This is a genomic window from Serratia sp. TSA_130.1, from assembly GCF_052691795.1.
In genome coordinates, this window is record NZ_JBQZFS010000003.1 from 304,250 (window position 1) to 328,216 (window position 23,967).

Below are 23,967 nucleotides of genomic sequence, written 5' to 3' on the forward strand. Positions count from 1 at the left end.
AGGCGCCGCATGCGGCGCCTTGGGGATTACTTGGCGATCTTTTTGTACTTGATGCGGTGCGGCTCGAGCGCATCGGCGCCCAGCGTACGCTTCTTGTACTCTTCGTACTCGGTGAAGTTGCCTTCGAAGAATTCCACCTTGCCCTCGTCCTGGTAGTCCAGGATGTGGGTGGCGATACGGTCGAGGAACCAACGGTCGTGCGAGATCACCATGGCGCAGCCAGGGAATTCCAGCAGGGCGTTTTCCAGCGCGCGCAGGGTTTCGATATCCAGGTCGTTGGTCGGTTCATCGAGCAGCAGCACGTTGCCGCCAACCTGCAGCAGCTTGGCCAGGTGCAGACGACCACGCTCACCGCCGGACAGCTCGCCCACGCGTTTACCCTGATCGACGCCCTTGAAGTTGAAGCGGCCGACATAGGCGCGGCTCGGCATCTCGGTGTTGCCGATGCGCATGATGTCCTGCCCGCCGGAGACCTCTTCCCACACGGTTTTCGAACCGTCCATGCTGTCGCGGAACTGATCGACGGACGCCAGCTTGACGGTATCGCCCAGCACGATGCTGCCGGAATCAGGTTGCTCCTGACCGGACATCATGCGGAACAGCGTGGATTTACCCGCGCCGTTCGGGCCGATGATGCCGACGATCGCCCCTTTCGGCACCGAGAACGACAGGTCGTCGATCAGCAGGCGGTCGCCGTAAGACTTGCGCAGGTTGCTGACTTCGACCACTTTATCGCCCAGGCGCGCGCCAGGTGGAATGAACAGTTCGTTGGTTTCGTTACGTTTTTGGTATTCGGTGTTGTTCAGCTCTTCAAAGCGGGCCAGACGGGCCTTGCCTTTGGACTGGCGGCCTTTGGCGCCCTGGCGCACCCACTCCAGCTCTTTCTCGATCGACTTGCGACGAGCGGCTTCGGCGGACGCTTCCTGCGCCAGACGCGCGTCTTTCTGCTCCAGCCAGGACGAGTAGTTGCCTTCCCACGGAATGCCTTCGCCGCGGTCCAGTTCAAGGATCCAGCCGGCCACGTTATCCAGGAAGTAGCGGTCGTGGGTGATCGCCACGACGGTGCCTTCGAAGTCGTGCAGGAAGCGTTCCAGCCAGGCCACGGACTCGGCGTCCAGGTGGTTGGTCGGTTCGTCCAGCAGCAGCATGTCCGGCTTTTCGAGCAGCAGGCGGCACAGCGCGACGCGGCGGCGTTCACCCCCGGACAGATGGGCGATTTTGGCGTCCCAGTCCGGCAGGCGCAGCGCATCGGCAGCGCGTTCCAGCTGCGCGTTGAGGTTGTGACCGTCGTGCGCCTGAATGATCTCTTCCAGGCGGCCCTGTTCGGCGGCCAGCTTGTCGAAGTCTGCGCCTTCTTCCGCGTACAGCGCGTACACTTCGTCCAGGCGTTTCAGCGCGCCGACCACTTCCGCCAGCGCTTCTTCCACCGACTCACGCACGGTGTGTTCGAGGTTAAGCTGCGGCTCCTGCGGCAGATAACCGATCTTGATGCCCGGCTGCGGGCGCGCTTCCCCTTCGATATCGGTATCGATGCCGGCCATGATGCGCAGCAGGGTGGACTTACCGGCGCCGTTCAGGCCCAGTACGCCGATTTTTGCCCCAGGGAAGAAGCTCAGGGAGATGTTTTTCAAAATATGACGCTTCGGCGGTACCACTTTGCCGACGCGGTGCATGGTATAGACGTATTGAGCCACGTTGCTCTAAGCCTCTCTATATCAGTATTTATAGGATGTCTGGCGGCATGAGTGTAGCCCGTTTCGATCTTGGATCCCAGACATCGCTCAGCGATCGCTAAGTATAACCGTTTATGCGCCGATAAAGGCGCATATTGGTGGCTTATGGCGTGACGACGATCGCGACGCGGCGGTTTTCCGCGCGGCCGCTGGAGGTGCGGTTGTCGGCGACGGGATCGCGCTTGCCCATGCCGCGGGTTTCGATATTGGCGCGCGGAATACCGACGCTGGCCAGCAGATCGGCGACCGCATCGGCGCGGCGCAGGGAGAGCTGATCGTTATAGCTGTCTTCGCCGTAGTTGTCGGTATGGCCGTCCAGACGGAACTTGGTGATGCCGACGCTCAGCAGCGCGCGGCCCATCTTCTGCACCGTCTCGGTGCTTTCCGGGTTCAGCTTGCCGATGTTGTTGCCGAACAGCACTTTATCCGACAGGCCGAATTCCCAACCGTTGTCGGTCAGTTTGAAGCCCTGCGATTGCAGCAGCGCAACCTGCTCGGGCGTCAGGCCTTGCGGCTTGCTCTGGCAACCGGCGAGCGCCAGCAGGGCGACGAACGCCATCGTCAGCAGTGAAAAACGACCTTTAAACAGTTGCTGTATCATAGTCAAAATCCCTAGTTCAAGTGTTATAGCCGGGGCTCTTATTTATGTATAGCCAGCCGCCAGCCTCCGTTATAACGATGCTTTGCCTGATACATCGCATCGTCAGCTTCGTGCAAAAGACCCTGAGGCGTCGACGCGTGATCAGGGTACAGCGCAATGCCGATACTCAGAGAGGTAATGATCGTCTCGTCGTTCGGTAAAATAACCGGTTGCGTCATGCAATCGATGATGTTGTCGGCAATCTGCAAGACATCTTCCGTGCTGTGCACAGGCGCCAGCAGCACGGCGAATTCATCTCCTCCCAGGCGTGCGACCAGATCGGTTTCGCGCAGCTGCGCGCGAATGCGTCCGGCAATGGTGGTCAGCACCGCATCGCCCGCGGCGTGACCGTAACTGTCGTTCACTTCCTTGAAGCGATCGCCGTCGATAAACAGCACCGCCAATTTCGCCGGCGGCGCAATATCGCCCAGGGCGCGGCTCAGCCGGCCTTCGAAGAAGGCGCGGTTCGGCAAGCCGGTCAGGCTGTCGTGCGTCGCCCGGTGGGCCAGCGAGTCGTTTTCCTGCTTCAGATGGGCCTGCCAGGCCTCCAGTTCATCGAGCAAGCCATTGAAATCATTGCTGAGCTCATGCAGCTCGGCGATCGGCGCCGAGGGCACCCGCAGGCCGAAGGTGCGATCTCGCCGCACCGCATGCGCCACGTTGGCGATGTCGTCCAACGAACTGACGATGCCGACCAGCATGCGGCGCGACAACACCAGGGCGCACAGGGTACTGAGCACCATGCAGGCGATCATGCCTACCAGCCCGCGCAACAGGAAACGCAACAGGCTGCCGCCGTTGCCGCTCAGCCAGACCTGGCCGACCTGTTTGCCCTCGTGGGAGATAGGCAGGATGACCGGCTCGGGCAGCGCCCAGTGGGCGATAACCTGCTCCATGCCGTGCAGCGGGCCATCTTTGGGCCGATGCCAACTGACCAGCACGTCACCGGCGTTGTTCAGAATTTTGGCCTCCGACACCTCTTCTTTGGCGGCGATCAGCACCATCGCCTCGCGAATGTAGGGGCGATCGCCAAACACCACTGCCGCTTCAACCGTATAGCTGATGGAGCGCGCGATCAGGTGCAGGTTGTGGTTGGCATAGGCGCGCAGCGCGAACAGCGCCACCAGCGTCAGAAAGATGCCGGCGGTGCCGACGGCGATCAACGCCAGCCCAAGATGCACCCGCTGCAGCACCCGGCCCAACGTCGGGCGCGCATTGCCGGAACGGTTTCTACGCAACAGCCTCATAGCGGCGGCGCCTGTTTGCGCGCCAGCTGCAGCACGTTGGGGTGAACGCGCACGCCGCTGCGCGCCAGGGCGTCCAGGTTGACCTTGAAGCCGGCCTGGTCGCCGTTGATCTGCAGGCAAAATGCGCTGCCGGCGGAGCATTCGCTATCGTTCTCGCTGATGCTGAGAATGGAGTTGCCGGAAATGCGCTGCATGAAATTTTGTCTCTGCGCGGCGTTGATGTTCCCTAAATAGATGACATCGCAGCCGGTACTCAGCGTCGGGCTGTCGAACGGCACGCGTTCGGTTTTAATCGGACGCGGCGCGCTGAGCAGGATCGGATCGAACAGCCCCTCGGCATACTGGGTGGGTGCGGTCACGCACAACCGGATCGGATTGGGTTCACGTGACCAGCGGGCGTAGCTGATGATGCCTACCACCACGGTCGTCACGGCGTGCGTGCGCTGTTGATAGGGATCATCGGCGGCGCGCGCAGGCCCGGGCAACGTCAGCAGCGCCAACAAAACGATCAGCAACAGGCGGCCGATATTCAGGCGTGCGGCAAGGAAGCCCGGCACGGGGCTTTTTGCGCAACGCATCGTTATCGCGGTATTACTCGCCATCTTCACCCGCCATTCCGGCCTGATCCACCGCCCGCAGGCCGTGGCCCGACAAGTAAAAATCCGGCCCGCTTGAAGGGACAATCGTTTTGCTGAAAGCTGTCAGTCGCACTGCCTAATGAACACTATCTACCCATAATTGGCGCGGATTGTATTATAAGATGTCTTCGTTGGGCGCTTTATGTGCTGTTTTCTCGGAATTATCCTACTTATTTTTGATAGTATAAAAATGCCCTCTCGGGTTTGCCACCGCTTTTCTGCAAAGTTGGCGCGTTTGGCCAGCTGTCAGGCGATTTGCGCAACGTCGGCGCTATCTCTTAAATGCAATAATGTGATAACTAATAATTAGAAAGTATTTTACTTTTCCAATAAACGCCGTTGCGGCTAATAAAAATCCGGCCGGCGATAATATCCCGCCGCCCTGATTTGTCAGCCAAAGTAAACGTTTTTTACCTGGCTCCGATCATGGCGATACACTTCTTCTTCTACAGTATTGAATGGATGAGCGATTGCGCTGTCTATGGTAGATATCTGCGTCCGGGCCGTGCGCCCGGTTTTATTTTGTTCTGCGGCGCCGTGGCGCGGCGGTTACCGGGGAGCTGGGCGGCTCCCGCGGCACAATCAGTGAGGAAAGAGCGAGGATGGTCAAGGTGGACAAGCGACGGCTGTTGGCGATGGGGCTGTGCCTGACGGCGTTTTCGGGCGCGGCGCTGGCGGATTCTCTGGATGCGCAACGTCAGCGCTACCAGCAGATCAAGCAGGCGTGGGACGGCAATCAGATGGACGTGGTGGCGCAGCTGATGCCGACGCTGCGCGATTACCCGCTTTATCCTTATCTGGAATACCGCGAGCTGACTCAGGATCTGAGTCAGGCGGGGTTCTCCGAAGTGAACGACTTTATCAAACGCAACCCGACGCTACCGCCGGCGAAATCGCTGGCGCCGCGCTTCGTCAATGAACTGGCGCGGCGCGAAGATTGGCGTACCCTGTTGGCCTTCAGCCCGCAGCCGCCCAAACCGGTGGCGGCGCGCTGCAACTATTACTACGCCAAGTGGGCCACCGGCGATCAGCAGGCGGCCTGGAGCGGCGCCGACGAGCTGTGGCTGAACGGCAAAACGCTGCCGGGCGCCTGCGATCGGCTGTTCAGCGTCTGGCGCGGCGCAGGCAAGCAAACGCCGCTCGATATTCTGGCGCGCATGAAGCTGGCGCTGAAAGAGGGCAACAGCTCGCTGGTCAGCAACCTCTACAGCCAGTTGCCGGCCGACTATCAAACCATGGGCAACGCTCTGGTGCGCTTGCAAAACGATCCGACCACCGTGGAAGCCTTCGCCCGCAGCGTAGGGCCGACCGACTTTACCCGTGCCGCCACCGGCATCGCCTTTGAGCGCCTGGCGCGGCAGGATGTGGAAAACGCGCGGGCGATGATCCCGACGCTCGCGCGGCTGCAGAAAATGAGCGACGAGGAGCGGCTGGGGCTGGAAGAGGCGGTGGCCTGGCGCCTGATGGGCAGCGACGCTACCTATGAACAGGCGCAGTGGCGCGATCAGGTGATTCTGCGCAGCCGTTCGCCTTCGCTGCTGGAGCGCCGGGTGCGCATGGCGCTGGGCAACGGCGATCGGCAGGGCGTCGCGACCTGGCTGGCTCGCTTGCCGGAAGAGTCGCGCAACAAGGATGAGTGGCGCTACTGGCGCGCCAGTCAGCTGATGGACGAAGGCAAACGCGCCGAAGGCGAGGAGATGTTGCGCAACCTGATGACCGAACGCGGCTTCTATCCGATGGTGGCGGCGCAGAAGCTGAACGCAACCTATCCGGTGATGGTGGCGGTGGCGGCCAAGCCGCGCGCGTCGCTGACCGACGGGCCGGAAGTGGCCCGAGTGCGCGAGCTGATGTACTGGAATATGGACAACCTGGCCCGCAGCGAGTGGGGTTCCTATGTCGCCAGCCGCAGCCGGCCTGAACAAGAGGCGCTGGCGCGTTACGCCTTTGAGCAAAAATGGGCCGATCTGAGCGTGCAGGCGACCATCGTCGGCAAGCTGTGGGATCATCTGGAAGAGCGTTTCCCGGTCGCCTGGCCGCAGGAGTTCCGCCGCGCCACCGATGACAAGGGGATCACCAGCAGCTATGCGATGGCGATCGCGCGTCAGGAGAGCGCCTGGAATCCGAAGGCGCAGTCGCCGGTCGGCGCCTCCGGCCTGATGCAGGTCATGCCGCGCACCGCGCAGCATACGGTGCAGATGTACAACATTCCCGGCTATGTCGGGCCGAGCCAATTGTTCGATCCGCAGACCAACATCACCATCGGCACCAGCTATCTGGAGTCGGTCTATCAGCAGTTCGGCCGCAACCGCATTCTGTCGAGCGCCGCTTATAACGCCGGCCCGTCGCGAGTGAACACCTGGCTGGGCAACAGCGCGGGGCGGATCGATCCGGTAGCGTTCATCGAAAGCATTCCGTTCTCGGAAACCCGCGGCTACGTCAAGAACGTGCTGGCTTACGATGCGTTTTACCGCTATCTGACGCACCGGCCAGCCAAGGTGCTGACCGACGCCGAGTGGCAGAGACGTTATTGATTTTGACGGCCCTATGGTATGCTGCTGTACTAGTTAAATAGTATGGTGGCTGCCATGACGCAATTATCGTTAAACGACCCCGCTCTTTCAGAACAAGGCAATGAGGATTGGCTGCGCTTCGTCGCGCTGCTGCAGAATTCGTTTGCGCAAGAACTGCATCAACCGCTGTTGCAATTGATGCTGACGCCGGACGAGCGCACCGCGCTGGGCACCCGGGTGCGGATCATTCAGGAACTGATGCGCGGCGAGATGAGCCAGCGCGAGCTGAAAAATGAACTGGGCGCGGGGATCGCCACCATCACCCGCGGTTCTAACAGCCTGAAAGCGGCTTCACCCGCGCTGAAACAGTGGCTTGAGCAGCAGTTGCTGCACGACGCGCCCTAGCAGACTCTGCGTTATTGCTGATAGATGGCGTTGTGGAACGGCACCAGCGCCAGCAGCAGCGCCTGATGATAAACGCTGGTGCGGCTCAGCCGGCCGTCGGTGAAGACGCCGATGGCGCCGCCCTGGCGCTTCACCTCGGCGTTGCCGGTGATCGTCGCCATTTCGCTGCCCAATTCGCGGCCTTCGCGAATACCTTGTAAGATGACTTCCGGCAGCATCAGGCTCGCCGAGCGGGATTCACCGCGGATGGACGGGTTCTCGATGGTCATCCAGGCGAAGGTCATATTCTCTTCAATCCCGGCTTCCACGCCGACCCAAAAATCGGCCTCGGGCCTGACCTGGCGCGCTTCCATCACGCGTTGACGCGCACCGGTGCGCGTTTCGTGATTGCCTATCGGCTGCAGCGAAACGCCGCTGGCGACGTCGACGGGTTCAATGCGGTATTGGCCTGCGCCGAAGACGTCATCGAAGGCCAATTGAATAGCCTTGATCTTTGCCGGGTTGGTAGTTGCAGCGACAACATGGTACATAACGGGTTTGATATCCTTCTGGCCGATACGCCGGGCAGCGGCAAAAGCGCCGCCGGGCCGGGGATAAACGCAAATTTCACGCAGTATAACGGAAAACAAAAATGTTACAGGTATACCTCGTTCGCCACGGCGAAACGGAATGGAATGCGGCTCGCCGCATCCAGGGTCAGTCCGACAGCCCGTTAACCGCCATGGGGGAACACCAGGCCCGTCTGGTCGCCAGGCGCGTCAGCAAAGAAGGCATTACGCATATCATTACCAGCGACCTGGGGCGCACGCGCCGCACCGCGCAGATCATCGCCGAAGCCTGTGGCTGCGAAGTGATTGGCGATCCGCGTTTGCGTGAGCTGCACATGGGGGTTCTGGAAGAACGCCTGATCGACAGTTTGACGCCGCAGGAAGAACAGTGGCGCAAACAGATGGTCGATGGTACTCCTGACGGCCGTATCCCTCAAGGCGAATCCATGGAGGAGCTGGGCGAGCGCATGCGCGCTGCGCTGGAGAGCTGCCTGATGCTGCCGGAGGGCAGCAAGCCGCTGCTCGTCAGCCATGGCATCGCGTTGGGGTGTTTGATCAGTACGGTGCTCGGGCTGCCGGCCTATGCGGAACGTCGCCTGCGCTTGCGCAACTGCTCACTGTCGCGCGTCGATCACCAGCAGAGCCCGTGGCTGGCTTCCGGCTGGATCGTCGAAACGGCGGGCGATGTCACGCATCTGGACATGCCCGCGTTGGACGAACTGCAGCGTTAACGTCGAATCGGGATCAGGTAATCGCACTTGATCTCGGTAGGCGCCTGATGCGGACGGCGCTCGCCTTTCGGGTAGAAGCGCTCGATGTCGTGTCCTTTGCGGCGCGTCAGTTTGAGCTCCGGCAGGCAAGTGCCGTAGACCGTCAGGATAAAGTCCTGCAGGCCTCCGATGGGCCCTTCATAGCTGAACATTGCAAATTCGCCGCCCGGCAGCACCAGCGGTTGAACTTCCTGCACTTTATCAGGCACCTGATCCGGCTCCAGCGCCGTGGTGTACAGCACTTCCTGTTCGTCGTCCTTCTCCTGGCTCGGACGCGAGTGGTGCAACCCGTACAGCACCGGCGGCAAGGTTTCGACTTCGCCGAGGAACTGGCGCCAGAACTGCGAGCGCAGCTCGGTGCGCACGGTGGTGATCTGTTCCAGCGTGCAGGAGTAGCTTTGGGTCAGGCCGACCAGATGCTTATCCGGCAACGAGAGGAACTCGGGCTGCGGCAGAGTGAAGGCCCCCAGACGGATCGGCGGGCAGATGCCGAACGCGTTCCAGTCTTCGGCGCGGCGGTACAGCGCCGGCGTTTGCGCAAACTGTTTCTTGAAGGCGCGCGTGAAGGTCTGCTGCGAGTCGAAGCGATATTGCAGAGCGATATCCAAAATCGGCCGGCTGGTCAGGCGCAGCGCGACGGCGGCCTTGGACAGCCTTCTTGCCCGGATGTAAGCACCGATGGCATTACCGGTAATATCTTTGAACATCCGTTGCAGGTGCCATTTGGAGTAGCCAGCCTTGGCCGCCACGTTATCCAGCGACAAGGGTTGGTCCAAATGGCTTTCCAGCCAGCTAAGCAGATCACGAATGATACCGGCTTGATCCATAGAACTTCCTCGTAAAGCTTGGGGGTAGGAACCCGAACTGTTGATTCGTCACGCTGGTGCTGCGCTATCAGACCGATCCATGAGCCATTATGGGTTGCACTCTTTGCCTCTGCTGCGCATGCCGCGCCAGAGTTGGATTGGGGTACACCGTAGTGGGCGCAAAGAAATAACGACGCCGCATCATAGCAATTTTTTTCCTCCGCGACTCTCAAAGATTTTTGTCACGCTCTGTGCTAAAACGGACGGTGCGGACCCGTAAAAACCCAATTCCGTGAGCTTAGACATAAATAATGGTGATCGCCGAGCCCATTTTCGCGGCAAGGTTATATCGGAGTTAAGTAAATGAAAAAAAGCTGGATATTTTTATTCGGTTTGGTTTGCGCAACCGTGGGAAGCGCACAGGCGGAGCAAGTGGGTTCCGTTGATACGGTGTTTAAATTGTTGGGGCCGGACCACAAAATCGTGGTCGAAGCGTTCGACGATCCGGATGTTAAAAATGTAACTTGTTATATCAGCCGCGCCAAAACCGGCGGCATCAAAGGCGGGCTGGGCCTGGCGGAAGATACCGCCGACGCGGCCATTTCCTGCCAGCAGGTCGGGCCTATCGAGCTGAGTGACAAGATCAAAAACGGCAAGGCGGAAGGCGATGTGGTGTTCCAGAAACGCACGTCGCTGGTGTTCAAGAAGCTGCAGGTGGTGCGCTTCTACGACGCCAAACGCAATTCGCTGATCTACCTGAGCTACTCCGACAAGGTGATCGACGGCTCGCCGAAGAATGCGCTGAGCGCGGTGCCGATCATGCCGTGGGCTGAGGCAAAATAAAAAAACGGGGTTCAGCATGCTGAACCCCGTTTTCATGACGGCAGGCTGGAATTACTCTTCCAGATCGCCGCAGAAGCGGTAGCCTTCGCCGTGGATGGTGGCGATGATTTCCGGCGTGTCCGGCGTCGATTCGAAGTGCTTGCGAATGCGACGGATGGTGACGTCCACGGTGCGGTCATGCGGTTTCAGCTCGCGGCCGGTCATCTTCTTCAGCAGTTCGCCGCGGGACTGGATCTTGCCCGGGTTTTCGCAGAAGTGCAGCATGGCGCGGAATTCGCTGCGCGGCAGCTTGTACTGTTCGCCGGCCGGGCTGATCAAAGAGCGGCTGTTGATGTCCAGCTCCCACCCGTTGAACTTGTAGCTCTCGACCAGGCGGCGCTCTTCGCCGAGGCTGCCCAGATTCATGGTGCGCGACAGCAGGTTGCGCGCGCGGATGGTCAGCTCACGCGGGTTGAACGGTTTGGTGATGTAATCGTCGGCGCCGATTTCCAGGCCGAGGATTTTATCCACCTCGTTATCGCGGCCGGTCAGGAACATCAAGGCGACGCTGGCCTGTTCACGCAGTTCGCGCGCCAACAGCAGGCCGTTTTTGCCTGGCAGATTGATGTCCATGATGACCAGATTGATATCATTTTCAGACAGGATATTGTGCATCTCTGCACCATCATTGGCTTCATGAACAATGTAGCCTTCCGCCTCGAAAATGCTCTTCAGGGTGTTACGAGTGACTAACTCGTCTTCGACAATCAGAATGTGCGGGGTCTGCATATTTGCTACCTAAAATTGCCAACAAAATAGAAAATAGGAAGTACAGAAGTCTCTGTTTTCTTAGAGGAGGGCAGAGATAGCGCCACGTTCCCTCTCAGCAAATGACTAAAGTACGTAAACTCGTTCTTGATGCACTTTCCATCTCATGTCAACAAGATCGCTAGCCTGGTGGGGATGCCGTTCCCTACAACCCCTTGGGTGCCAAAACGGCGCATATCCTAACCCCATTAACAGCAATATAACAGCGCGTGCCGAATTCATCACCCAACAAAACTACGCTTTGTTGACATATATCAAATTCAATTGTAGCACGTTAACAGATTTGTGAAAAACACTTACAGAAATGCCAGTTTAAGTCACAGAACCTCAAATTCTGTGAACGATTCAGCATTATCCGGCCCGATAGGATACAATTATTCGCTTATTGATCATTGCGTTGTTTTAACTCATTGATAAATAAATGCAGTAAAACATAAGCATGAATAATGACTATTACGACAGGTTTATTAGCTCAACGAGCCGTTTAATCTTGTTTGTTGCTATTAACGCGTTTATTGTTACGCAATTGTAAATACATGCGGGCGCTGCGCTATCGTCAAAAACGCAGGCCCGCCTTCGGTGGAAGAGTGATGCAGCTTCATATTGTTCTAGTGGCTCCGGCGCGGCCGGAAAACGTCGGCGCGGCGGCGCGCGCGATGAAAACCATGGGTTTCGCTTCGTTGCGCATCGTCGACAGCGAGGCGCATCTGCAGCCGGCGGCGCGCTGGGTGGCACATGGGGCCGGCGAGATCCTCGACGGCGTGCAAACGTTCGCCACGCTGGAACAGGCGCTGGCGGATGTGGATTTTACCGTCGCCACCACCGCCCGCAGTCGCGCGCGTTTTCACTACTACTGCACGCCGCCTGAGCTGCTGGAACAGCTGAGTGAGCGTAAGCAGTGGGTCGGCCAGGCCGCGCTGGTATTCGGCCGCGAGGATTCCGGCCTGACCAACGAAGAGCTGGCGCTGGCGGATTTGCTGACCGGCGTGCCGATGCAGGCGGATTATCCGTCGCTCAATCTGGGCCAGGCGGTGATGGTGTACTGCTACCAGTTGGCGAGCCTGATGGGCGTCAACGCCGCGCCGCAGGAGGCTGCGGCGCCTGAAGGGCAACTCAGGGCGTTGCGCCACCGCGCCGATGCTTTGTTGGATGCCCTGGAGGTCGGCGATGACCAAAAATTGCGCGACTGGCTGCACCAGCGCCTCGGTGCGTTGCCGCAGCGAGATACGGCGATGCTGCATACGCTGCTGCACGACATCGAAAAAAAACTCGCCAAGTGATAGCGGCTCCAGCAGGCGGTTACTCAGTGTGATCCACTATTAAACCGGCTTTAGGTTGTTTTTTTGTTCTGTCATTTTGCTTTTCACCTGTTGCATCGCGCATTAGCGCCGCTGAACGGAAAATAAGCAAAAATAAGAAATCGTTTGACTTGGGATAGCGATTGCTTTAACCAATAGAGGGGACAGAGTATTTCATGAGACAGACAGACAACATGCGCAATATCAGCCTGACTACCACAATTATTACCACCACCGATACCACAGGTAACGGGGCGGGCTGACGCGCACAGGATACACAGAAAAAAGCCCGCACCTAATCAGTGCGGGCTTTTTTTTCGGCTTAAATTCGGAGAGATCACAAATGCGAGTGCTGAAATTTGGCGGAACCTCGGTAGCGAATGCGGAACGTTTTCTGCGCGTCGCCGACATCATGGAGAGTAACGCGCGTCAGGGACAGGTAGCCACGGTCTTGTCCGCCCCCGCAAAGATCACCAACCATCTGGTGGCGATGATCGACAAAACGGTGGCGGGCCAGGACATTCTGCCGAATATGAGCGACGCCGAGCGGATCTTTGCCGACCTGCTGAGCGGGCTGGCGCAGGCGCTGCCGGGCTTTGAATACGATCGTTTGAAAGGCGTGGTCGATCAGGAATTCGCGCAGCTCAAACAGGTGCTGCATGGCGTCTCGCTGCTGGGGCAGTGCCCGGACAGCGTGAACGCGGCGATCATCTGCCGTGGCGAAAAGCTCTCCATCGCCATCATGGAAGGGGTGTTCCGCGCCAAAGGCTATCCGGTCACGGTGATTAACCCGGTGGAGAAACTGCTGGCGCAGGGCCACTACCTGGAGTCCACCGTGGACATCGCCGAGTCTACGCTGCGCATCGCCGCCGCGGCGATCCCGGCCGATCACATCGTGCTGATGGCCGGTTTCACCGCCGGTAATGATAAGGGCGAGCTGGTGGTGCTGGGCCGCAACGGCTCCGACTATTCCGCCGCGGTGCTGGCCGCCTGCCTGCGCGCCGACTGTTGCGAGATCTGGACCGACGTCGACGGCGTTTATACCTGCGATCCGCGCACCGTGCCGGACGCCAGGTTACTGAAATCGATGTCGTACCAGGAAGCGATGGAGCTTTCCTATTTCGGCGCCAAAGTGTTACACCCCCGCACCATCACTCCGATTGCCCAGTTCCAAATCCCTTGCCTGATTAAAAACACCTCCAACCCGCAGGCCCCCGGCACGCTGATCGGCAAAGACAGCACCGATGCCGATATGCCGGTGAAGGGCATCACCAACCTGAACAACATGGCGATGATCAACGTCTCCGGCCCGGGCATGAAAGGCATGGTCGGCATGGCCGCACGGGTCTTCGCCGTGATGTCGCGCGCCGGCATTTCGGTGGTGCTGATCACCCAATCCTCTTCCGAATACAGCATCAGCTTCTGCGTGCCGCAGGGTGAACTGCAGCGCGCTCGTCGCGCGCTGGAAGAGGAGTTCTATCTGGAGCTGAAAGACGGCGTGCTGGATCCGCTGGACGTGATGGAACGCCTGGCGATCATCTCGGTGGTCGGCGACGGCATGCGCACCCTGCGCGGCATTTCCGCACGCTTCTTCTCCGCGCTGGCGCGCGCCAACATCAATATCGTCGCCATCGCCCAAGGGTCTTCCGAACGTTCCATTTCGGTGGTGGTCAGCAATGATTCCGCCACCACCGGCGTGCGCGTCAGCCACCAGATGCTGTTCAACACCGATCAGGTGATCGAAGTGTTCGTCATCGGCGTCGGCGGCGTCGGCGGGGCGTTGATCGAGCAGATCTATCGCCAGCAGCCGTGGCTGAAGCAAAAACATATCGATCTGCGGGTGTGCGGCATCGCCAACTCGCGCGTGATGCTGACCAATGTGCACGGCATCGCGCTGGACAGCTGGCGCGACGCGCTGGCCGGCGCGCAGGAGCCGTTCAATCTCGGTCGTCTGATCCGGCTGGTGAAGGAATATCACCTGCTGAACCCGGTGATCGTCGACTGTACCTCCAGTCAGGCGGTGGCCGATCAGTACGTGGACTTCCTGGCGGACGGCTTCCATGTGGTGACGCCGAACAAAAAGGCCAACACCTCGTCGATGAACTATTATCAGCAGCTGCGTGCGGCCGCCGCCGGTTCGCATCGCAAGTTCCTGTACGACACCAACGTCGGTGCCGGTCTGCCGGTGATTGAGAACCTGCAAAATCTGCTGAACGCCGGTGATGAACTGGTGCGTTTCTCCGGCATCCTGTCCGGCTCGCTGTCCTTTATCTTCGGCAAGCTGGACGAAGGGCTGTCGCTGTCGGCGGCGACCCTGCAGGCCCGGGCCAACGGCTACACCGAGCCGGATCCGCGCGACGATCTGTCCGGGATGGATGTGGCGCGTAAGCTGCTGATCCTGGCGCGCGAGGCCGGTTATAAACTGGAACTGAGCGATATCGAGGTCGAGCCGGTGCTGCCGCCGTCCTTTGACGCGTCGGGCGACGTGGACACCTTCCTGGCGCGGTTGCCGGAGCTGGATAAAGAGTTCGCGCGCAACGTGGCCAACGCCGCCGAGCAAGGCAAGGTGCTGCGCTATGTCGGCCTGATCGACGAAGGGCGCTGCAAGGTGCGCATTGAGGCGGTGGACGGCAACGATCCGTTGTATAAAGTGAAGAACGGCGAGAACGCGCTGGCCTTCTACAGCCGCTACTATCAGCCGTTGCCGCTGGTGCTGCGCGGCTACGGCGCCGGTAACGATGTGACTGCAGCGGGCGTATTCGCCGATCTGCTGCGCACACTGTCATGGAAGTTGGGAGTTTAATATGGTTAAGGTGTATGCACCGGCCTCGATCGGCAACGTCAGCGTCGGTTTCGACGTGCTGGGCGCGGCGGTTTCGCCGATCGACGGCACGCTGCTGGGCGACTGCGTCAGCGTCGAAGCCGCCGAGACGTTCAGTTTGCAGAATGCCGGGCGCTTCGTCAGCAAGCTGCCGGCCGAGCCGAAAGAGAACATCGTTTATCAATGCTGGGAGCGCTTCTGCCAGGAGATCGGCCGCGAAGTGCCGGTGGCGATGCGTTTGGAAAAGAACATGCCGATCGGATCGGGGCTGGGTTCCAGCGCCTGTTCGGTGGTCGCCGGGCTGATGGCGATGAACGAATTCTGCGATCGTCCGTTGGATAAGACGACGCTGCTCGGCCTGATGGGCGAGCTGGAAGGGCGCATTTCCGGCAGCGTGCATTATGACAACGTGGCGCCTTGCTATTTGGGCGGCCTGCAGCTGATGCTGGAAGAAGAAGGCATTATCAGCCAGGAGGTGCCGTGCTTTGACGATTGGCTGTGGGTTATGGCCTATCCGGGCATCAAAGTGTCCACCGCCGAAGCGCGCGCCATTTTACCCGCGCAATACCGTCGTCAGGATTGCATCAGCCATGGCCGCTATCTGGCCGGCTTTATTCACGCCTGCCATACCCGGCAGCCGCAGCTGGCCGCCAAATTGATGCAGGACGTGATCGCCGAACCGTACCGCACCCGGCTGCTGCCGGGCTTCGCCGAAGCGCGCAAGGCGGCGCAGGAGATCGGCGCGTTGGCCTGCGGCATCTCCGGCTCTGGCCCGACGCTGTTCGCCGTCTGCAACGACGGCGCCACCGCGCAACGCATGGCCGCCTGGCTGCAACAACACTATCTGCAAAACGACGAAGGTTTTGTTCATATTTGCCGTCTGGATACCGCAGGCGCTCGACTACTGGGATAACGCATGAAACTGTACAACCTTAAGGATCACAACGAGCAGGTCAGCTTCGCGCAGGCGATCAAACAAGGCCTGGGCAAGCAACAGGGGCTGTTCTTCCCGCTGGAGCTGCCGGAGTTCGAACTGACCGAAATCGACCACCTGCTGGAACAGGATTTTGTCACCCGCAGCAGCCGCATTCTGTCGGCCTTTATCGGCGAAGAGGTGCCGGAAGCGGCGCTGAAGAAACGCGTGCAGGCCGCCTTTGAGTTCCCGGCGCCGGTGGCGAAAGTGACCGATGACGTCTCCTGCCTGGAGCTGTTCCACGGCCCGACGCTGGCGTTCAAAGACTTCGGCGGCCGCTTTATGGCGCAGATGCTGGCGGAAGTGGCCGGCGAGCAGCCGGTGACCATTCTGACCGCCACCTCCGGCGACACCGGCGCCGCCGTGGCGCACGCCTTCTACGGCCTGAAAAACGTGCGGGTGGTGATCCTGTATCCGCAGGGCAAAATCAGCCCGCTGCAGGAAAAGCTGTTCTGCACCCTGGGCGGCAACATTCACACCGTGGCGATCGACGGTGACTTCGATGCTTGTCAGGCGCTGGTGAAGCAGGCGTTCGACGATCAGGAATTGAAAGACGCGCTGCACCTGAACTCGGCCAACTCGATTAACATCAGCCGTTTGCTGGCGCAGATTTGCTACTACTTCGAAGCGGTGGCGCAGCTGCCGCAGGAAGCGCGCAATCAACTGGTGATTTCGGTGCCGAGCGGCAACTTCGGCGATCTGACCGCCGGGCTGCTGGCCAAATCGCTGGGCCTGCCGGTGAAGCGCTTCATCGCCGCCACCAACGCCAACGACACCGTGCCGCGCTTCCTGACCAGCGGCCAGTGGCAGCCGCACGCTACGGTCGCGACGCTGTCCAACGCCATGGACGTCAGCCAGCCGAACAACTGGCCGCGCGTGGAAGAGCTGTTCCGTCGCAAGGTCTGGCAGTTGAAGGAGCTGGGTCACGCGGCGGTCAGCGACGAGACCACCAAAGACACGATGCGTGAGCTGGCCGAGCTGGGCTATATCTCCGAACCGCACGCGGCCATCGCCTACCGTGCGCTGCGTGACCAATTGCAGGAAGGGGAGTTCGGCCTGTTCCTCGGCACCGCGCATCCGGCCAAGTTTAAAGAGAGTGTGGAAGCGATACTCGGCCAGGAACTGCCGTTGCCGAAAGCGCTGGCGCTGCGGGCTGAGCTGCCGCTGCTGTCGCACACGCTGCCGGCCAGCTTCGGCGAGCTGCGCAAGTTCCTGATGGGGCTGCCGGCCTGAAGTTCGGCAGGGTAAAATGCGAAAAGCCGTCTTGCGACGGCTTTTTTTATGCCTGCTCCGGGCGTTTGAACACCAGTTCATTGCCTTGCGAGGCGGCTTCGTCGAAGGCGTAGCCTTCCAGGTTGAAGTCCGCCAGCTGCTCGCTGCGCGTCAGGCGGTTTTTGATGATAAAGCGGCTCATCAACCCGCGCGCTTTCTTGGCGTAGAAGCTGATGACCTTGAACTTGCCGTTCTTCTCGTCGAGGAACACCGGTTTGATCAGCGAGCCGTGCAGCTTGGCCGGCTTCACCGCTTTGAAATACTCGTCTGACGCCAGGTTGACCACCACGTCGTCGCCCTGTTGCTCCAGCGCTTCGTTGAGCTTTTTGGTGATCTGATCGCCCCAGAAGCTGTACAGATCTTTGCCCTTCGGGTTTTCCAGCTTGATGCCCATCTCCAGCCGGTACGGCATCATCAGATCGAGCGGGCGCAGTACGCCATACAGGCCGGACAGCATGCGCAGATGCTGCTGGGCGAAGTCGAAATCGGCTTCGTTGAAGTCCTGCGCCTGCAGGCCGGTATATACGTCGCCCTTGAACGCCAGCAGCGCCTGACGGGCGTTGTCCGGGGTAAATGTCGGTTGCCATTCGCTAAAGCGCGCGGCGTTCAGCCCGGCCAGCTTGTCGCTGATGCTCATCAGGCTGGCGATTTGCGCCGGCGTCAGCTCGCGGCAAATGTTGATAAGCTGCTTAGACTTGTTCAGCAGTTCGGGCTGCGTGAAGCGTTTTGTCGCCAGCGGGCTGTCGTAATCGAGCGTTTTTGCAGGTGAAATAATAACGAGCATGGCCAGATCCTGTTTATCCAAGTGCGCATACTGTAGCAAAAAGCGCGGGAAAAAGGGGCTATCGGTCCAATAGGTGGGGCGCGCATCGCACGCGCCCCGGAATACTCAGCGCGGCGGCTGCTTGTCGTCCCACACGCCCGGCTCCAGCTGCGATTTCAGCTCCGGATAACGGTTGGCGTCGAAGGTCGGCAGCTTGCCCAGGCGCCGCTGGCGATGGTAGTCGTCGGCCAGCTTCAGCGCGACCCGCGACAGCAGCAAGATAGCCGTCAGGTTGGTGATCGCCATCAGCGCCATGGAGGTATCCGCCATTTTCCACACCAGCGGCAGCTCCGCCAGCGCGCCGAACATCACCATGCCCAGCGCCACGCAGCGGAAAATCAACAGGCCGCCTGGGTGGTTGTGCTCGAGGAACACCAGGTTGCTCTCGGCATAGGCGTAGTTGGCGATGATCGACGTAAAGGCGAAGAAGAAGATGGCGATGGCGACGAACGGAGTCCCCCAGCTGCCGACGGCGGTCGACAGCGCGCGCTGGGTCAGATCGATGCCGCTGATGCTGTCGGTCGGCTGATCGAGAATGCCGGAAGAGAGGATGATCGCCGCGGTGGCGCTGCAGATGACGATGGTGTCGATAAATACCCCGAGCATCTGCACGTAGCCCTGTGAAGCGGGATGCGGCGGATAAGGCGAGGCGGACGCCGCCGCGTTGGGCGCCGATCCCATGCCGGCTTCATTGGAGAACAGGCCGCGCTGCACGCCCTGGGTCATCGCCTGGGAGATACCGTAACCGACGGCGCCGGCCGCGGCTTCCTGCAGGCCGAAGGCGCTTTTGAAGATCAGCGTCAGGATCGCCGGCATGTGCTCGATGTTATGGCCAATCACCCAGAGAGCCAGCAGCAGGTAGGCGCCGGCCATCAGCGGCACCACCAGCTCGGCCACTTTGGCGATGGAGCGGATGCCGCCGAAGATCACCACGCCGCTCAGCAGCACCAGGCCAATACCGACGTGCAGCGGCTGTAAATGGAAGGCGACGGCGGAGGCCTGCGCGATGGAGTTGGCCTGTACGGCGTTGAACACCAGGCCGAAAGCGATGATCAGGAAAATGGAGAACAGCACGCCCATCCAGCGCATGCCGAGTCCCTTTTCCATGTAATAGGCCGGGCCGCCGCGGTAGTTGCCGTTGTCGTCTTTGGTTTTGTAGAGCTGAGCCAGCGAGCTTTCCACAAATGACGTGGCCATGCCGATAAACGCCACCACCCACATCCAGAAGATGGCGCCGGGGCCGCCGGCGGTGAGGGCAATGGCGACGCCGGTCAGGTTGCCGGTGCCGACGCGCGCCGCCAGCGTGGTACACAGCGCCTGGAAAGAGGAGATGCCGGCGCTGTCGCTTTTATTGCTGTTTTTCAACACCGAGAACATGTGGCTAAAGTGGCGGAGCTGGATAAAACGGGTGCGCAGCGTGAAGTAAATGCCGGTGCCGAGCAGCAGATAAATCAGCACCGACCCCCACAAAATGTTGTTTATAAAATTCATCAGGTCCGTCAAGGGATCCCTCCTCCTTATCGAAATGTCATGCGCACCTGGCAGCATCCACCGCAGGTGAGAAATATTGGCCTATTTTTTACAAGAGCTTAGCTGGAATCGGTCCGGCGTCAGGCGATTGAGATTTTTCGCAGATTGGCGGACGAATTGCATCAATTTTTTCGAATTTAACATAATTTATTCGGGCGATAGCACGTTATTGCCTTTCCATCCGCTCGGTAATGGCGAAAGATATCGGCGTAAACGGTTGCTCGCCCAAGGATAAAACAGATGCTTGCGCGCCGCGGTTTTCCAGCCTTGCACCGGGCTTGGCGCATGTTATTATCAGGGCAGGGCATGGTTGAACAATGCCAAAAGTTCATGCACAAACGATGAGATAATGCCAACATGACCGACAAATTAACTTCCCTGCGCCAGCTGACTACAGTGGTTGCAGATACGGGTGATATCGCGGCAATGAAGCTGTATCAACCGCAGGACGCCACAACCAACCCTTCGCTGATCCTCAATGCAGCCCAAATTCCTGAATACCGCAAACTGATTGACGAAGCCATCGCCTGGGCGCGCGGCCAGAGCAGCGATCGCGAGCAGCAGATCGCCGACGCCGCCGACAAGCTGGCGGTCAACATCGGTCTGGAGATCCTCAAACTGGTTCCGGGCCGCATCTCCACCGAGGTTGACGCGCGTCTGTCTTACGACACCGTCGCCAGCGTGGCCAAGGCCAAGCGCCTGATCAAGCTGTACAACGAAGCCGGCATCAGCAACGATCGCATTCTGATCAAACTGGCCTCGACCTGGCAGGGCATCCGCGCGGCGGAGCAGCTGGAGAAAGAAGGCATCAACTGTAACCTGACGCTGCTGTTCTCCTTCGCTCAGGCTCGCGCCTGCGCCGAAGCCGGCGTTTACCTGATCTCGCCGTTCGTCGGCCGTATCCTCGATTGGTACAAAGCCAACGGCGACAAGAAAGAGTTCGCGCCGCACGAAGATCCGGGCGTGATCTCCGTGACCGAGATTTACCAGTACTACAAACAACACGGTTACAACACCGTGGTGATGGGCGCCAGCTTCCGCAACGTTGGCGAAATCATCGAGCTGGCCGGCTGCGACCGCCTGACCATCGCCCCTGCGCTGCTGAAAGAGCTGGCGGAGAGCGAAGGCGCGCTGGAGCGCAAACTGTCTTACACCGGTGAAGTGAAGGCGCGTCCTGCCGCACTGACCGAACCTGAGTTCTACTGGCAGCACAACCAGGATCCGATGGCGGTCGAGAAACTGACCGACGGCATCCGCAAGTTCGCCGTAGACCAGGGCAAACTGGAAAAAATGATCGCCGACCTGCTGTAATTCCTGCAGATCGCGCAGTAAAAAGGTGGCTCAGGCCACCTTTTTTTATGCCCGACGCTCCCGCCGGCGGGGGAAGCCCTTATACTCTCGGCAATGACAACAGAACGGGAGACGAACCCGTTCGGACCCCATCAGGCTGTAGAGGTTACGCATGGATATTTTACGTATTGGTTTGGTTTCCGTTTCTGACCGCGCTTCCGGCGGCGTTTACCAGGATAAAGGCATTCCGGCGCTGGAGGAATGGCTGGCCGGCGCGCTGGCGACGCCGTTCAAGCTGGAAACCCGGCTGATCCCCGATGAGCAGACGCAAATTGAACAAACGCTGTGTGAGCTGGTGGACGAAATGGGCTGCCATCTGGTGCTGACCACCGGCGGCACCGGGCCGGCGCGTCGCGACGTCACCCCCGACGCCACGCTGGCGATCGCCGATCGCGTGATGCCCGGTTTCGGCGAGCAAATGCGTCAGATCAGCCTACACTATGTGCCAACGGCAATTCTTTCTCGCCAGGTGGGGGCGATCCGCAAGCAGGCGCTGATCATCAATCTGCCCGGCCAGCCAAAGTCGATCAAGGAAACGCTGGAAGGGGTGAAGGACGAGCAGGGCAATGCGGTGGTGCACGGCATCTTCGCCAGCGTGCCTTATTGCATTCAGCTGCTCGACGGGCCTTATGTCGAAACGCATGCCGCAGTGGTAGCAGCATTTCGGCCAAAGAGCGCGCGTCGCGAGATAAACCTCTAAATTTCAGCAATCTGCGAGATCGGCTTCAGCCCGTTTGGTGTGAAAATAATTTGCCGCTATAGTAAGGATTCTTTTACAGAAAGCCTGCGGCTTTTATTTTTACAGCCTTTACCGACGGTGCCCTATGCCTCACGACACTAATCGCCGGCTGAACCGGCAAGACTACAAAACGCTGACGTTGGCCGCGTTGGGCGGCGCGTTGGAGTTTTACGACTTCATTATCTTCGTATTCTTCGCCGCCGTGGTCGGCGACCTGTTCTTCCCGGCGGACATGCCGGAATGGCTGCGGCTGGTGCAAACCTTCGGCATTTTCGCCGCCGGCTATCTGGCCCGCCCGCTGGGCGGCATCGTGATGGCGCACTTCGGCGATCTGGTCGGCCGCAAAAAGATGTTTACCCTGAGCATTCTGCTGATGGCGTTGCCGACGCTGGCGATGGGCCTGCTGCCGACCTACGCCAGCATCGGCATCGCCGCGCCGCTGTTGCTGCTGCTGATGCGCGTGCTGCAGGGGGCGGCGATCGGCGGTGAGGTGCCGGGCGCCTGGGTCTTCGTCGCCGAACACGTGCCGCGCCGGCGCATCGGTTTCGCCTGCGGCACGCTGACCGCCGGGCTGACGGTGGGCATCCTGCTGGGATCGGTGGTGGCGACGGTGATCAACACCACGCTTAGCCCGCAGAGCATTGCCGGCGGCGGCTGGCGCATTCCATTCCTGCTGGGCGGCATGTTCGGCCTGGTGGCGATGTACCTGCGCCGCTGGCTGCAGGAAACGCCGATCTTCATCGAGATGCAGGCGCGCAAAGCGCTGGCCGAGGAGCTGCCGCTGAAATCGGTGGTGCTCAACCACAAACGGGAAGTGGCGGTGTCGATGCTGCTGACCTGGCTGCTCTCCGCCGGTATCGTGGTGGTGATCCTGATGACCCCGACCTATCTGCAAAAACAGTTCGGCATTGCGCCGGCCCTGACGCTGCAGGCCAACAGCATCGCCACCATCATGCTGATCGCCGGCTGCATCGTCGCCGGTTTGTCGGCCGATCGCTTCGGCGCCAGCAAAACGCTGGTGGTCGGCAGTTTGCTGCTGGCCGGCTGCAGCTGGCTGTTCTATCAGACGGTGGGCGTCCGCCCGGAAATGCTGTTCGCCTGCTATGCGCTGGTGGGTTTCAGCGTAGGTGTGGTGGGGGCCGTGCCGTACGTGATGGTGCGGGCTTTCCCGGCGGAAGTGCGGTTTACCGGCATCTCGTTCTCATATAACGTCTCGTACGCTATTTTTGGCGGTTTAACCCCTATTTTTGTGACGCTGATCATGAAATTAACCCCGTTAGCGCCCGCTTACTATGTGCTGGCGCTGTCGCTTATCGGGCTGCTGCTCGGTGTCTACCTGCATCGCGACCTGAACAGCGAAGCCGGCGAGCGGCGAGCCGGTTCCTACAGCTAAAAAAAAGCCCTGCATTGCAGGGCTTTTTCGTCAGGGGCGGGCGATTACGCCGTGACCGGCGATGCCGCGACGCGGGCCGAGGCCGGTTCGCCAATCGGCAGCACGGTGCGGCCGTATTGCTCGTTGAGCACTTCGGCCATCGCCAGGTAGATGGCGCTGGCGCCGCAGATGATGCCCTCATAACCGGCGAAGGTCAGCAGCGCGTGGTTGCCGGTGATGTTGCCGACGGCCAGCAGGGCGAACAGCAGCGTCAGGCTGGCGAACACGAACTGCAGCACGCGGTTGGCGCCCAGGGTGCCGAAGAACATGAACAGGGTGAAGACGCCCCACAGCGCCAGATAGATGCCCAGCACGTGCGCCTCGGTGGCTTCCGCCAGGCCCAAACGCGGCAGCAGCAGCAGGCCGACCAGGCTCAGCCAGAAGCTGCCGTAGGCGGTGAATGCGGTCATGCCGAAGGTGTTGCCCTTCTTGTACTCCAGCAGGCCGGCCAGGATCTGGGCCAGGCCACCGAAGAAAATCCCCATGCTGATGATGGCGGAGTTCAGTGGGAAAAAGCCCGCGTTGTGCAGGTTCAGCAAGACGGTGGTCATCCCGAAGCCCATCAGGCCGAGAGGGCCGGGATTCGCCAACTTGTTGGTGTGCATAAGTCCTCTGCGATAACAGAAAATTAACGGAAACAGCGAAGTAAAATCATAAATGGTCTGAATGGCCAAAAAATCGAAGTTTTCCATCAGAGCGCGCGCATCATAATGATCCCCGCAGCCGGAAACAATGATCTGAATGACGATAAAAAAAGAAATTTTTTTTGCCTTGCCCCTTGA

The 23,967-nt window shown here is 59.9% G+C and carries 22 protein-coding genes and 1 other annotated feature; of the genes, 12 read left to right on the forward strand and 10 right to left on the reverse strand.

The window, feature by feature from the left end; all coding sequences use genetic code 11:
* Window positions 1–26: 26 nt before the first annotated feature.
* The 4 genes from ettA to ACUTQY_RS14575 all read right to left on the reverse strand — a co-directional run bounded on the left by ettA (window position 27) and on the right by ACUTQY_RS14575 (window position 4,228).
* Entirely contained in the window at window positions 27–1,694 is a 1,668-nt protein-coding gene (ettA, locus tag ACUTQY_RS14560; RefSeq protein ID WP_025159620.1) for an energy-dependent translational throttle protein EttA, read from the reverse strand.
* A gap of 142 nt (window positions 1,695–1,836) precedes the next feature.
* Entirely contained in the window at window positions 1,837–2,334 is a 498-nt protein-coding gene (locus ACUTQY_RS14565) for an OmpA family protein (protein WP_033641803.1), read from the reverse strand.
* Window positions 2,335–2,372: 38 nt separating this feature from the next.
* On the reverse strand, window positions 2,373–3,620 hold the full coding sequence (locus ACUTQY_RS14570) for a diguanylate cyclase domain-containing protein (protein WP_033641804.1): 1,248 nt from the start codon (window positions 3,618–3,620) through the stop codon (window positions 2,373–2,375).
* Window positions 3,617–4,228 carry a YfiR family protein gene (locus ACUTQY_RS14575; protein ID WP_033651698.1) on the reverse strand — a complete coding sequence of 204 codons (612 nt, stop codon included), beginning with the start codon at window positions 4,226–4,228 and terminating at the stop codon, window positions 3,617–3,619. The genes ACUTQY_RS14570 and ACUTQY_RS14575 overlap by 4 nt, the downstream gene beginning before the upstream one ends.
* A gap of 632 nt (window positions 4,229–4,860) precedes the next feature.
* Here ACUTQY_RS14575 and sltY point away from each other — a divergent pair.
* Window positions 4,861–6,789, forward strand: coding sequence for a murein transglycosylase (gene sltY, locus ACUTQY_RS14580; protein WP_046688214.1), 1,929 nt, complete (start codon window positions 4,861–4,863; stop codon window positions 6,787–6,789).
* Between the two features lie 54 nt (window positions 6,790–6,843).
* Window positions 6,844–7,173, forward strand: a complete 330-nt coding sequence (gene trpR / locus ACUTQY_RS14585; RefSeq protein WP_016929152.1) for a trp operon repressor — start codon at window positions 6,844–6,846, stop codon at window positions 7,171–7,173.
* 11 nt (window positions 7,174–7,184) lie between these two features.
* On the opposite strand, the gene yjjX is transcribed toward trpR, so the two are convergent.
* The gene (gene yjjX / locus ACUTQY_RS14590) at window positions 7,185–7,703 is read right to left on the reverse strand and encodes an inosine/xanthosine triphosphatase (protein ID WP_033641807.1); all 519 of its coding nucleotides are present in this window, start codon (window positions 7,701–7,703) and stop codon (window positions 7,185–7,187) included.
* Between the two features lie 101 nt (window positions 7,704–7,804).
* Here yjjX and gpmB point away from each other — a divergent pair, with 101 nt between their 5' ends.
* Window positions 7,805–8,452 (forward strand): 2,3-diphosphoglycerate-dependent phosphoglycerate mutase GpmB, encoded by a 648-nt coding sequence (gene gpmB / locus ACUTQY_RS14595; protein WP_025305227.1) that lies wholly within the window; start codon window positions 7,805–7,807, stop codon window positions 8,450–8,452.
* Here gpmB and robA read toward each other — a convergent pair.
* The gene (gene robA / locus ACUTQY_RS14600; protein ID WP_033641808.1) at window positions 8,449–9,318 is read right to left on the reverse strand and encodes an MDR efflux pump AcrAB transcriptional activator RobA; all 870 of its coding nucleotides are present in this window, start codon (window positions 9,316–9,318) and stop codon (window positions 8,449–8,451) included. The genes gpmB and robA overlap by 4 nt on opposite strands.
* Before the next feature lie 342 nt (window positions 9,319–9,660).
* On the opposite strand from robA, the gene creA reads away from it, so the two are divergent.
* Window positions 9,661–10,140, forward strand: coding sequence for a protein CreA (gene creA / locus ACUTQY_RS14605; protein ID WP_033641809.1), 480 nt, complete (start codon window positions 9,661–9,663; stop codon window positions 10,138–10,140).
* Window positions 10,141–10,191: 51 nt separating this feature from the next.
* Here the strand turns inward: creA and arcA are convergent, their stop codons facing one another.
* Complete coding sequence (gene arcA, locus ACUTQY_RS14610; RefSeq protein WP_004933003.1) at window positions 10,192–10,908, reverse strand: two-component system response regulator ArcA; 717 nt, start codon at window positions 10,906–10,908, stop codon at window positions 10,192–10,194.
* Between the two features lie 629 nt (window positions 10,909–11,537).
* Here arcA and ACUTQY_RS14615 point away from each other — a divergent pair.
* The 5 genes from ACUTQY_RS14615 (at window position 11,538) to thrC (ending at window position 17,272) form a co-directional block, all read left to right on the forward strand.
* Window positions 11,538–12,227 carry a tRNA/rRNA methyltransferase gene (locus ACUTQY_RS14615; RefSeq protein ID WP_046688215.1) on the forward strand — a complete coding sequence of 230 codons (690 nt, stop codon included), beginning with the start codon at window positions 11,538–11,540 and terminating at the stop codon, window positions 12,225–12,227.
* Between the two features lie 212 nt (window positions 12,228–12,439).
* Complete coding sequence (gene thrL, locus ACUTQY_RS14620; protein WP_099785730.1) at window positions 12,440–12,508, forward strand: thr operon leader peptide; 69 nt, start codon at window positions 12,440–12,442, stop codon at window positions 12,506–12,508.
* Window positions 12,447–12,564: a sequence feature (Thr leader region), on the forward strand. It overlaps the preceding gene by 62 nt.
* Before the next feature lie 24 nt (window positions 12,565–12,588).
* Window positions 12,589–15,048 (forward strand): bifunctional aspartate kinase/homoserine dehydrogenase I, encoded by a 2,460-nt coding sequence (gene thrA / locus ACUTQY_RS14625; protein ID WP_033641811.1) that lies wholly within the window; start codon window positions 12,589–12,591, stop codon window positions 15,046–15,048.
* Between the two features lies 1 nt (window position 15,049).
* Complete coding sequence (gene thrB / locus ACUTQY_RS14630; RefSeq protein WP_004932993.1) at window positions 15,050–15,979, forward strand: homoserine kinase; 930 nt, start codon at window positions 15,050–15,052, stop codon at window positions 15,977–15,979.
* 3 nt (window positions 15,980–15,982) lie between these two features.
* Window positions 15,983–17,272: a threonine synthase gene (gene thrC, locus ACUTQY_RS14635; RefSeq protein ID WP_046688216.1), complete on the forward strand. Its 1,290-nt coding sequence runs from the start codon at window positions 15,983–15,985 to the stop codon at window positions 17,270–17,272.
* Window positions 17,273–17,318: 46 nt separating this feature from the next.
* On the opposite strand, the gene yaaA is transcribed toward thrC, so the two are convergent.
* Both yaaA and ACUTQY_RS14645 read right to left on the reverse strand, forming a co-directional pair.
* Window positions 17,319–18,095 carry a peroxide stress protein YaaA gene (gene yaaA / locus ACUTQY_RS14640; protein ID WP_033641813.1) on the reverse strand — a complete coding sequence of 259 codons (777 nt, stop codon included), beginning with the start codon at window positions 18,093–18,095 and terminating at the stop codon, window positions 17,319–17,321.
* A gap of 105 nt (window positions 18,096–18,200) precedes the next feature.
* Window positions 18,201–19,637 carry an alanine/glycine:cation symporter family protein gene (locus ACUTQY_RS14645; RefSeq protein ID WP_004932985.1) on the reverse strand — a complete coding sequence of 479 codons (1,437 nt, stop codon included), beginning with the start codon at window positions 19,635–19,637 and terminating at the stop codon, window positions 18,201–18,203.
* Window positions 19,638–20,021: 384 nt separating this feature from the next.
* Here ACUTQY_RS14645 and tal point away from each other — a divergent pair, with 384 nt between their 5' ends.
* From tal to ACUTQY_RS14660, 3 genes are all read left to right on the forward strand, one after another.
* The gene (gene tal, locus ACUTQY_RS14650) at window positions 20,022–20,975 is read left to right on the forward strand and encodes a transaldolase (RefSeq protein WP_004932982.1); all 954 of its coding nucleotides are present in this window, start codon (window positions 20,022–20,024) and stop codon (window positions 20,973–20,975) included.
* 151 nt (window positions 20,976–21,126) lie between these two features.
* Window positions 21,127–21,714, forward strand: coding sequence for a molybdopterin adenylyltransferase (gene mog / locus ACUTQY_RS14655; protein ID WP_015376607.1), 588 nt, complete (start codon window positions 21,127–21,129; stop codon window positions 21,712–21,714).
* Window positions 21,715–21,838: 124 nt separating this feature from the next.
* Window positions 21,839–23,146, forward strand: coding sequence for an MFS transporter (locus ACUTQY_RS14660; RefSeq protein WP_033641814.1), 1,308 nt, complete (start codon window positions 21,839–21,841; stop codon window positions 23,144–23,146).
* A 44-nt stretch (window positions 23,147–23,190) separates the two neighbouring features.
* Here the strand turns inward: ACUTQY_RS14660 and satP are convergent, their stop codons facing one another.
* Window positions 23,191–23,790: an acetate uptake transporter gene (gene satP, locus ACUTQY_RS14665; protein WP_033644189.1), complete on the reverse strand. Its 600-nt coding sequence runs from the start codon at window positions 23,788–23,790 to the stop codon at window positions 23,191–23,193.
* Window positions 23,791–23,967 lie beyond the last annotated feature (177 nt).

Bases quoted from the DNA above. Each gene is read 5' to 3' on its own strand.
- creA (WP_033641809.1), top strand. From the start codon at position 9,661: ATGAAAAAAAGCTGGATATTTTTATTCGGTTTGGTTTGCGCAACCGTG.
- yaaA (WP_033641813.1), bottom strand. From the start codon at position 18,095: ATGCTCGTTATTATTTCACCTGCAAAAACGCTCGATTACGACAGCCCG.
- yjjX (WP_033641807.1), bottom strand. From the start codon at position 7,703: ATGTACCATGTTGTCGCTGCAACTACCAACCCGGCAAAGATCAAGGCT.
- ACUTQY_RS14615 (WP_046688215.1), top strand. From the start codon at position 11,538: ATGCAGCTTCATATTGTTCTAGTGGCTCCGGCGCGGCCGGAAAACGTC.
- tal (WP_004932982.1), top strand. From the start codon at position 20,022: ATGACCGACAAATTAACTTCCCTGCGCCAGCTGACTACAGTGGTTGCA.
- trpR (WP_016929152.1), top strand. From the start codon at position 6,844: ATGACGCAATTATCGTTAAACGACCCCGCTCTTTCAGAACAAGGCAAT.
- ACUTQY_RS14565 (WP_033641803.1), bottom strand. From the start codon at position 2,334: ATGATACAGCAACTGTTTAAAGGTCGTTTTTCACTGCTGACGATGGCG.
- robA (WP_033641808.1), bottom strand. From the start codon at position 9,318: ATGGATCAAGCCGGTATCATTCGTGATCTGCTTAGCTGGCTGGAAAGC.
- ACUTQY_RS14660 (WP_033641814.1), top strand. From the start codon at position 21,839: ATGCCTCACGACACTAATCGCCGGCTGAACCGGCAAGACTACAAAACG.
- ACUTQY_RS14570 (WP_033641804.1), bottom strand. From the start codon at position 3,620: ATGAGGCTGTTGCGTAGAAACCGTTCCGGCAATGCGCGCCCGACGTTG.
- arcA (WP_004933003.1), bottom strand. From the start codon at position 10,908: ATGCAGACCCCGCACATTCTGATTGTCGAAGACGAGTTAGTCACTCGT.
- satP (WP_033644189.1), bottom strand. From the start codon at position 23,790: ATGCACACCAACAAGTTGGCGAATCCCGGCCCTCTCGGCCTGATGGGC.
- gpmB (WP_025305227.1), top strand. From the start codon at position 7,805: ATGTTACAGGTATACCTCGTTCGCCACGGCGAAACGGAATGGAATGCG.
- thrC (WP_046688216.1), top strand. From the start codon at position 15,983: ATGAAACTGTACAACCTTAAGGATCACAACGAGCAGGTCAGCTTCGCG.
- thrB (WP_004932993.1), top strand. From the start codon at position 15,050: ATGGTTAAGGTGTATGCACCGGCCTCGATCGGCAACGTCAGCGTCGGT.
- sltY (WP_046688214.1), top strand. From the start codon at position 4,861: ATGGTCAAGGTGGACAAGCGACGGCTGTTGGCGATGGGGCTGTGCCTG.
- mog (WP_015376607.1), top strand. From the start codon at position 21,127: ATGGATATTTTACGTATTGGTTTGGTTTCCGTTTCTGACCGCGCTTCC.
- thrA (WP_033641811.1), top strand. From the start codon at position 12,589: ATGCGAGTGCTGAAATTTGGCGGAACCTCGGTAGCGAATGCGGAACGT.